Source organism: Micromonospora sp. CMU55-4 (genome assembly GCF_011602315.1).
GTDB lineage: Bacteria > Actinomycetota > Actinomycetes > Mycobacteriales > Micromonosporaceae > Micromonospora > Micromonospora chalcea.
Genome location: NZ_JAAOLH010000034.1, coordinates 1 through 10370 on the forward strand (window position 1 = coordinate 1; position 10370 = coordinate 10370).

The 10370-nt window shown below is 74.5% G+C and carries 1 protein-coding gene; it reads left to right on the top strand.

All coding sequences use genetic code 11. From position 1 onward, the window contains the following. A partial coding sequence (locus HA073_RS30035; protein WP_166457851.1) for a type I polyketide synthase occupies window positions 1–10370 on the top strand: 10370 nt, incomplete at both ends.

A 10370-nucleotide genomic window follows, 5' to 3' on the forward strand; every position in this document is an offset into this window, starting at 1 on the left:
CCGACACCGGCGCACGGCGAGTCGACCTGCCCACGTACGCCTTCCAGCGGGAGCGGTACTGGCTGCCGCCCACCGGCCAGTCCGCCGACGTCTCCGGGGCCGGCCTCGGCGTGGCGCGGCACCCGCTGCTCGGCGCGGCGGTGTCGGTCGCCGGCGAGGACATGGTGGTGCTGACCGGCCGGCTGTCGGTGTCGACGCACCCGTGGCTCGCCGACCACATCGTCTCCGGCGCCGTGGTGGTGCCGGGCACCGCGCTGGTGGACCTCGTCGTCCGCGCGGGCGACGAGGTCGGCGCGTCCCGCGTCCGCGAGCTGACCGTCCTCGCCCCGCTCGTGCTGCCCGCCACCGGCGGCGGGGTACGGGTCCAGGTCCGGGTCGGTCCCGTCGATGGGACCGGCAGCCGCTCGGTGACCGTGCACTCCCAGCCCGAGGACGACTCCGAGTCGGGCTGGACCCGGCACGCCGACGGCCTCGTCGGCGTCCCCACTGCCGACGAGCCCACCCCGGGCGCCTGGCCGCCACCCGGCGCGTCCGAGGTGGACGTCACCGGCTGGTACGCGACGGTCGCCGAGCACGGGCTCGCGTACGGGCCGGTCTTCCGGGGCCTGCGCCGGGCATGGACCGCCGACGGCGAGGTGTTCGCCGAGGTCGCCCTCCCCGACGAGGTCACCGGTGACCCGGCGGGCTTCGGGGTGCACCCGGCGTTGCTGGACGCCGCCCTGCACCCCGTCGGGCTGCTGCCCGCCGACCAGTCGGGCGGCGGTCCCCGGGTGCCGTTCGCGTTCGAGGGTGTGCAGGTCCACGCCGTCGGCGCCCGGACGCTCCGGGTCCGCCTCACCGCCTCCGGCAACTCGGTGCGGCTGGTCGCCGCCGACGAGACGGGCGTGCCCGTGGTGTCGGTGGACTCGCTGGCACTGCGCGAGATGACCGGCCTGGCGGCCGCGCCGGACGAGGCGTACCGATCCCTGTTCGAGGTCTCCTGGCAGCCCGAGCAGATCGCCGCGCCCGACGGCGCGTACGGCTGGGCCGTGCTCGGTGACCGCCCGCTCGACGGCGCGCCGCAGCTCCCGGCGTACGCCGACGTCGCCGCTCTGATCACGGCGGCGACGGACGGCACCGCCCCGGCGGCGCTGCTGCTACCCGTCACCCCGGCGACCTCCGGGACGGACGTGCCCGACGCGGTGCGCTCCGCCACGACGGACGTCCTCGGCGTGGTGCAGGCGTGGCTGGCGGCCGAGCCGCTGGCGGACTCGCGGCTGGTCGTCGTGACCCGCGGCGCCGTGACCACCGGCGCCGACGACCGCGTGAGCGACCTGGCGGGGGCGGCGGTCTGGGGCCTGCTGCGCTCGGCCCAGTCGGAGCACCCCGGCCGGCTCGTGCTGGCCGACCTGGAACCCGGCGCCGACCTGGACGCCGACCTGCTGGCCCTGCTCGCCGCAGCCGCCGACGACCCCGACCTCGGCGGGCAGGTCGCGGTGCGTTCGGGTACGGCGTACCTGCCGCGGCTGGTCCGCGCCACGGGCGCCGCGCGGACCCCGGCGACCCTCGGCGGGGGAACCGTCCTCGTCACCGGCGGCACCGGATCGCTGGGCGCCCTGGTGTCCGAGCACCTCGTCACCGCCTACGGCGTGCGTTCGCTGGTGCTGGCGTCCCGGCAGGGCCCGGCGGCCCCCGGAGCCGACGAGCTGGTGCGGCGGCTGGCCGCGCTGGGCGCGACCGCCCGCGTGGTCGCCACGGACGTGACCGACCGTGAGCGCGTCGGCGAGCTGGTCCGGTCCATCACCGCCGACGACCGCCTGGCCGGGGTGGTCCACACCGCCGGCGTCCTCGACGACGGCATCGTCAGCGGGATCACCGCCGACCGGCTGGCGGACGTGCTGGCCCCGAAGGTCACGGCGGGCTGGTGGCTGCACGAGGCGACTGCCGAGCTGGACCTCGACCTGTTCGTGCTCTTCTCCTCCGTCGCCGGGGTGCTCGGCTCTCCCGGCCAGGCCGCGTACGCGGCCGGCAACGCCTTCCTGGACGCCCTCGCCGTGCTGCGGGCGCAGCGCGGGCTGCCCGCCGTCAGCCTCGCGTGGGGCATGTGGGACACCGACGGCATGGCCGCGTCGATCAACGACACCGACCGGGCGCGGGTGACCCGGGCCGGTCTGGTCCCGATGACCGCCCCGGTCGGGCTCGGGCTGTGGGACGCCGCCCTGACCCACGGCGGCGCGGCGCTGGTGCCGGCCGTTGTCGACCTGCCCGCCATGCGGGCACGGACCGCCGCCGGCCGGGTGCCGGTGATGCTGCGGGGCCTGGTGGGACCGGCCGCGAAGCGTCGCCGCTCCGGCACCGGCGCGTGGGCCGACCGGCTGGCCGGCCTCGACCCGCAGGAGGCGCGTACGCAGGTGGCCCTGCTGGTGCGCGGGATGATCGCGCAGGTGCTTGGCCACGGCGGCGCCGAGGCGGTGCCGGCGGACCGGGCGTTCCGGGAACTGGGCTTCGACTCGCTGACCGCCGTCGAGCTGCGCAACCGGATCAACAGCGCGAGCGGACTGCGGCTCACGTCGACGCTCGTCTTCGACTACCCGACCCCCGCTGCCCTGTCGGAGCACCTGTACGAGCAGCTGTCCGGCCAGGTCGCCGAGCAGCAGCGGGCCGTGCGGGCGACAAACGTCGACGAGCCGATCGCCATCGTGGGCATGGCCTGCCGCTACCCGGGCGGCGTGACGAACCCGCAGCAGCTGTGGGACCTGGTCGCCGCCGGCGCCGACGGTATCGGCGAGTTCCCCACCGACCGGGGCTGGGACCTCGACCGGCTCTTCCACCCCGACCCGGACAACCCCGGGACGTCGTACACCCGCCACGGTGGCTTCCTGTACGGGGCCGCCGAGTTCGACCCGGACTTCTTCGGCATCTCGCCGCGCGAGGCGATCGCCATGGACCCGCAGCAGCGACTGCTGCTGGAGGCGTCCTGGGAGACGTTCGAGTCGGCCGGCCTCGACCCGTCGCGGCTACGTGGCAGCCGGACCGGCGTCTTCGCCGGGCTCATGTACCACGACTACGCCTCCGGCGTGCAGGACCTGCCCGAGGGCGTGGGCGGCTACCTCGGCACCGGCACCTCCGGCAGCGTGCTGTCCGGCCGGGTCGCGTACACGTTCGGCCTGGAAGGCCCGGCGGTCACTGTCGACACGGCGTGCTCGTCGTCGCTGGTCGCGTTGCACCTCGCGGTGCAGGCACTGCGCGGCGGCGAGTGCGATCTCGCCCTGGCCGGTGGCGTGACGGTGATGGCGACGCCGGGCACGTTCATCGAGTTCTCCCGCCAGCGGGGCCTGTCGCAGGACGGTCGCTGCAAGTCGTTCGCGGCGTCGGCCGACGGCACGGGCTGGTCCGAGGGCGTCGGCGTGCTGCTGGTGCAACGACTCTCCGACGCGCAGCGGGAGGGCCGGCGGATCCTGGCGGTGGTACGGGGCAGCGCCGTGAACCAGGACGGTGCGTCGAACGGGCTGACGGCCCCCAACGGTCCGTCGCAGCAGCGGGTCATCCGGCAGGCCCTGGCGAACGCCCGGCTCACCACGGCCGACGTGGACGTCGTCGAGGCGCACGGCACCGGCACGACGCTGGGTGACCCGATCGAGGCGCAGGCGTTGTTGGCGACGTACGGGCAGGACCGGCCCGCCGACCGGCCGCTGTGGCTGGGCTCGATCAAGTCGAACATCGGCCACACCCAGGCCGCCGCCGGGGCGGCCGGCATCATCAAGATGATCATGGCGATGCGGCACGGGGTGCTGCCGTCGACGCTGCACGTCGACGAGCCGTCCCCGCACATCGAGTGGAGCGCCGGGGCGGTCTCCCTGCTCACCGAGGCCCGCGACTGGCCCGCGGCGGGGCGGCCCCGTCGCGCCGCGATCTCGTCGTTCGGCGTCAGCGGCACCAACGCGCACGTGATCATCGAGCAGCCCCCCGCCGAAGCGGAGCCCACCCGGGGCGAGCACGCGCCGACGCCCGCCGCCGGGTCGCTGCCGACGCCCGTGCTGCTCTCGGCCCGCTCCGAGGCCGCCGTCGCGGCGCAGGCCGACCGCTGGGCCCGCTGGATCGCCGACGACGAGAAACTGCGCCCCGCCGACGTCGGCTGGTCGTCGACAGTCAGCCGGGCCGTGCTGGAGCACCGTGCGGTGGTCACCGCGACGGGCCGGGACGAACTGCTGGCCGGGCTGCGGGCGCTCGCCGCCGGTGAGCCGGCCGCCGCCGTGGCAACGGGGACCGGCACGATGCGTACGCAGCTGGCCGTGCTCTTCTCCGGCCAGGGTGCGCAGCGTGCGGGGATGGGCCGGGAGTTGTCCGCCCTGTTCCCCGTGTTCGCGACCGCGTTGGACGAGGTGTGTGGACACCTCGATCCGTTGTTGCCGCGTCCGTTGCGGGAGGTGCTGTTCGCGTCGTCGGGGTCCGCTGAGGCGGGGTTGCTGGATCAGACGGTGTTCACGCAGGCCGGGTTGTTCGCGGTCGAGGTGGCGTTGTTCCGTCTGGTGGAGTCGTTCGGGGTCGTGCCCGACGTGGTGGCTGGTCACTCGATCGGTGAGGTGACCGCCGCGTACGTGGCCGGGGTGTTGTCCCTGGCCGACGCGTGCGTTCTCGTGGCCGCGCGGGGTCGGTTGATGCAGGCGCTGCCGACGGGCGGCGGCATGCTGGCCGTGGCCGCCGACGAGGCTGCGGTGGCGGAGTCTCTCGCCGGGATGACCGACCGGGTCGGTGTCGCGGCCGTCAACGGGCCCACCGCCGTCGTCGTCTCCGGTGCCGTCGAGGCCCTGGACGAGGTGGAGCGGGTCTGGCGCGACCGGGGCGTGCGCACTCGCCGCCTGACGGTGAGCCATGCGTTCCACAGCCCGCTGATGGAGCCGATGCTCGACGAGTTCCGCGCCGTCCTGGCGGGGCTGGCGTTCCGGGCGCCGCTGCTGCCGGTGGTGTCGAACCTGACCGGCGCGCTCGCCGACCCGCAGGAGATCACCCGCGCCGAGTACTGGGTGCGGCACGTGCGGGAGGCCGTCCGCTACGCCGACGGCATCGCCGCTCTGCGGGCTGCCGGTGTGGACACGTTCCTGGAGGTCGGCCCGCAGAGCGTCCTGACCGCGATGAACGCCGACCTGCTCGCCGAGGACGCGCTGGCGGTGGCCGTCCAGCGTCGGGACCGGCCCGCCCCGCAGGCGCTGCTGCACGCCCTCGCCGACCTGCACGTCCACGGTGTCCCGGTGACCTGGACGCAGTGGTTCACCGACGCCGGCGCCGCCCGGGTCGACCTGCCCACGTACGCCTTCCAGCACCAGCGGTACTGGCTCGGCGCGGGCCAGACGCGTACCGCCGACGTGTCCGGGGCGGGCCTCGGCGTCGCCGGGCACCCGCTGCTCGGCGCGGCGGTCTCCGTGGCCGGCGAGGACATGGTGGTGCTGACCGGCCGGCTCTCGACGTCGACGCACGCGTGGCTCGCCGACCACATCGTCTCCGGCGCCGTGGTGGTGCCGGGCACCGCGCTGGTGGAACTGGCCGTGCGGGCGGGTGACGAGGTGGGTGCGTCGCGGGTGCGGGAGTTGACCGTGGCCGCGCCGCTGGTGCTGCCGGAGTCCGGCGCGGTGCGGGTGCAGGTACGCGTCGGCGCGGCCGACGAGACCGGCACCCGGGTCGTGGCGGTGCACTCGCAGTCCGAGGGTGATCCGGAGGCTGACTGGGTGCGGCATGCGGAGGGCGTGCTGGAGCCGGCGTCGGCCGACGAGCCGGGCGTGGGGGAGTGGCCGCCGGTCGGTGCGTCCGAGGTGGACGTGGCGGGCTGGTATCCGGTGCTTGCGGAGCGTGGCCTGGCGTACGGGCCGGTGTTCCGGGGGCTGCGCCGGGTGTGGACGGGCGGCGACGAGGTGTTCGCCGAGGTGGCGTTGCCGGATGAGGTGGCGACGGAGGCAACGCGCTTCGGTGTGCACCCGGCACTGCTGGATGCGGCGCTGCATCCGATCGGACTGCTGGTGGGTGCGGAGGATTCGGGTGGGCCGCAGGTGCCGTTCGCGTTCGAGGGTGTGCAGGTGTATGCCTCGGGCGCGCGGGTGCTGCGGGTGCGGCTGTCGCGTACGGGCTCGGCGGTGCGTCTGGTCGCGTGCGACGAGTCGGGCGCGGCCGTGGTCTCGGTCGACTCCCTCGCCCTGCGCGAGCTGACCGGCGTGACCACGGCGGGCGCGGCAGCCCGCGCGATGTTCGAACTCACCTGGCAGGCCGAGGAGATCGCCGCCACCGGGGACCTCTCCGGGTGGGCGCTGGTCGGCTCGCCGGCAACCGCCGACCTGCCGGCGTACGGCGACGTCGAGGCGCTCGTCGCGGCGGTCGACGCCGGCCGGACGGTCGCACCGAGGGCGCTGCTGCTGCCGCTCGACGCGCCGGAGAGCGCCGTCCCCGACGCGGTACGCGCGGCGACCACGGCCGTGCTGGCGACCGTGCGGTCCTGGCTGGCGGCGGACGCGCTGGCGGAGTCGCGGCTGGTGGTGGTGACCCGGGGCGCGGTGTCGGTGGCGGCGGACGATCGGGTGTCCGACCTGGCAGGTGCGGCGGTGTGGGGTCTGCTGCGTTCGGCGCAGTCGGAGCACCCGGGCCGCATCGTGCTGGCGGACGTGGACGGCGACGTGGACGCCGGGCTGCTGGGTGTGCTGACCACGGTGGCCGACGAGCCGGTGGCGTTCGGTGGTCAGGTCGCGGTGCGTGCGGGTGAGGTGTTCGTGCCGCGTCTGGTGCGTGCGGTCGCCCCGGTGTCGGTGGAGACGCCGGTCGTGGGTGAGGGTGCGGTGCTGGTGACCGGTGGTACGGGTGCGCTCGGGGCGTTGGTGGCGGAGCATCTGGTGTCGGCGCATGGTGTGCGGTCGCTGGTGCTGGTGTCGCGGCGTGGTCCGGAAGCCGCCGGTGCGGGCGAGCTGTCGGAGCGGCTGTCGGCGCTGGGTGCGTCGGTGCGGGTCGTTGCCTGTGACGTGACGGACCGGGACCAGGTGTTCGGTCTGGTGGCGGAGGTCGTTGCCGGGGGTCGGCTGGCGGGTGTGGTGCACACCGCTGGTGTGTTGGATGACGGTGTCGTGGAGGGGCTGACGGCGGAGCGGCTGGCGGGGGTGTTGGCGCCGAAGGTGTCGGCGGGTTGGTTCCTGCATGAGGCGACGGCGGGTCTGGATCTGGATCTGTTCGTGGTGTTCTCGTCGGTTGCTGGTGTGTTGGGTTCGCCGGGTCAGTCGGCGTATGCGGCGGGCAACGCGTTCCTGGACGGGTTGGCGGTCCACCGGCGGCAGCTCGGGTTGCCTGCGGTGAGTCTGGCGTGGGGGATGTGGGACACGGCCGGCATGGCCGCCTCGATCGACGAGGCGGACCGGGCGCGGTCCGCGCGGGCGGGTCTGACACCGATGAGCGCCGAGATCGGGCTGGAACTCTTCGACGCCGCCCTGGTGGCGGAGCGGCCGGCGTTGGTGCCGGCTGTGATCGACGTACCGGCGATGCGCGCAGCGCTCGGCGCCGGCCCGGCGCCGGCCGTGCTGCGTACCCTGATCGGGTCGACGGCGTCCCGGCGACGGGCCGCGCGGAGCGGCGACTGGGCCAACCAGCTCGCGGGCCTCGCGCCCGACGAGGCGCGCGCCCAGATCGACGTGCTGGTGCGGGGTCTGGTCGCGCAGGTGTTGGGGCACGGTGGTGCGGAGTCGGTGCCGGCGGACCGGGCGTTCCGGGAGCTGGGCTTCGACTCGCTGACGGCGGTGGACCTGCGTAACCGGTTGAACGCGGCCACCGGGCTGCGGCTGGCCTCGACGCTGGTGTTCGACTATCCGACCCCGGCCGTGCTCGCCGACCACCTGCACGAGCAGGTCTCCGGGCAGATCACCGCCCGCCAGACGGCGGTGCTCACCGCCGGTACCGACGAGCCGATCGCGATCGTGGGCATGGCCTGCCGCTACCCCGGTGGCGTCGACAGTCCGGACCAGCTGTGGGCGTTGCTGGCCGGCGGCGGCGACGGGATCTCGGAGTTCCCCACCGATCGCGGCTGGGACCTGGAGAGCCTGTTCGACCCGGACCCGGAGCACAGCGGTACGTCGTACACGCGCCATGGTGGTTTCCTGTACGGGGCGGCGGAGTTCGACCCGGGTTTCTTCGGTATCTCGCCGCGCGAGGCCCTGGCGATGGATCCGCAGCAGCGGTTGCTGCTGGAGGCGTCGTGGGAGTCGTTCGAGTCGGCGGGGCTTGATCCGCAGCGGTTGCGGGGCAGCCGGACGGGTGTGTTCGCCGGTGTCATGTACCACGACTACGCCTCCCGCCTGATGGACCTGCCGCCGGACGCCGAGGGCTTCGTCGGCACGGGCACGTCGGGCAGCGTGCTGTCCGGTCGGGTCGCCTACACCTTCGGGTTGGAGGGCCCGGCGGTCACCGTCGACACCGCTTGTTCTTCCAGCCTCGTCGCGCTGCACCTCGCCGCGCAGGCGTTGCGTTCCGGCGAGTGTGATCTGGCGTTGGCCGGTGGTGTGACGGTGATGGCGACGCCGGGGACGTTCATCGAGTTCTCCCGTCAGCGCGGACTGTCGCAGGATGGTCGCTGCAAGTCGTTCGCGGCGTCCGCCGACGGCACCGGCTGGTCCGAGGGCGTCGGCGTGCTGCTCGTGGAGCGGCTGTCGGACGCGCGGCGCAACGGGCACCGCGTGCTGGCGGTGGTGCGGGGCACGGCCGTGAACCAGGACGGTGCGTCGAACGGCTTGACGGCGCCGAACGGTCCGTCGCAGCAGCGGGTGATCCGGCAGGCGCTGGCGAACGCCCGGCTCACCACCGCCGATGTGGACGTGGTGGAGGCGCACGGCACGGGTACGACGCTGGGTGACCCGATCGAGGCGCAGGCTCTGCTGGCGACGTACGGGCAGGAGCGTCCGCAGGATCGGCCGCTGCTGCTCGGGTCGGTGAAGTCGAACATCGGGCACACGCAGGCCGCGGCCGGTGTGGCTGGTGTGATCAAGATGGTCATGGCGATGCGGCACGGTCTGGTGCCGGCGACGTTGCATGTGGACGAGGCGTCGCCGCATGTCGACTGGTCGGCGGGGGCGGTGGCCCTGGCCACCGAGCCCACCCCGTGGCCGGCGGTGGACCGGCCGCGTCGGGCGGCGGTGTCGTCGTTCGGGATCTCCGGCACGAACGCGCATGTGATCATCGAGCAGCCGCCCGCTGAGACGATCGAGGGTGAGGTCGTCGCCCGCGACGTGCCGCCGGTCGTGCCGGTGCTGCTGTCGGCCCGCGACGCCGCCGCGCTGTCGGCGCAGGCGGGCCGGTGGGCGCGCTGGCTGACCGCCGACGAGGCCCCGCGTCCGCTGGACGTGGCCTGGTCCTCCGTCACCACCCGGCCCGCGCTGGAACACCGGGCGGTCGTCACCGCCGCCGACCGGGACGACCTGGTCGCGGCGTTGACCGCCCTCGCCGACGGCGACCCCACCGGTACGGTCGTCTCCGGCGCCACCGGCCAGCGCGGCCAGATCGCGCTGCTCTTCTCCGGCCAGGGCGCGCAGCGCGCCGGGATGGGCCGGGAGTTGTACGCCGGGTTCCCGGTGTTCGCCGCCGCGTTGGACGAGGTGTGTGGGCACCTCGATCCGTTGTTGCCGCGTCCGCTCAAGGACGTGCTGTTCGCGTCGGAGGGTTCCGCTGAGGCGGAGTTGCTGGACCAGACGGTGTTCACGCAGGCCGGGTTGTTCGCGGTCGAGGTGGCGTTGTTCCGTCTGGTGGAGTCGTTCGGGATCGTGCCCGATGTGGTGGCTGGTCATTCGATCGGTGAGGTGACGGCGGCGTATGTGGCCGGGGTGTTGTCCCTGGCCGACGCGTGCGTTCTCGTGGCCGCGCGGGGTCGGTTGATGCAGGCGCTGCCGGCCGGTGGCGGGATGCTGGCCGTGGCCGCCGACGAGGCTGCGGTGGCGGAGTCGATCGTCGGGCTGACCGGCCGGGTCGGTATCGCGGCCGTCAACGGGCCTGCCGCCGTCGTCGTCTCCGGTGCCGTCGAGGCCCTGGACGAGGTGGAGCGGGTCTGGCGGGAGCGGGGCGTGCGGACCCGTCGGCTGACGGTGAGCCATGCGTTCCACAGTCCGTTGATGGCGCCGATGCTGGCCGAGTTCCGCGCGGTCCTGCACGGCCTCACGTTTGCCACGCCGCTGCTGCCGGTCGTGTCGAACGTGACGGGTGCCCTGGCCGGCGATGAGATCTGCACGCCGGAGTATTGGGTGCGGCATGTGCGCGAGGCGGTGCGGTTCGCCGACGGGATCGCCGCTCTGCGGGCTGCCGGTGTGGACACGTTCCTGGAGGTCGGGCCGCAGAGCGTCCTGACCGCGATGACCGCCGACGTGCTGCCCGACGACGACGGT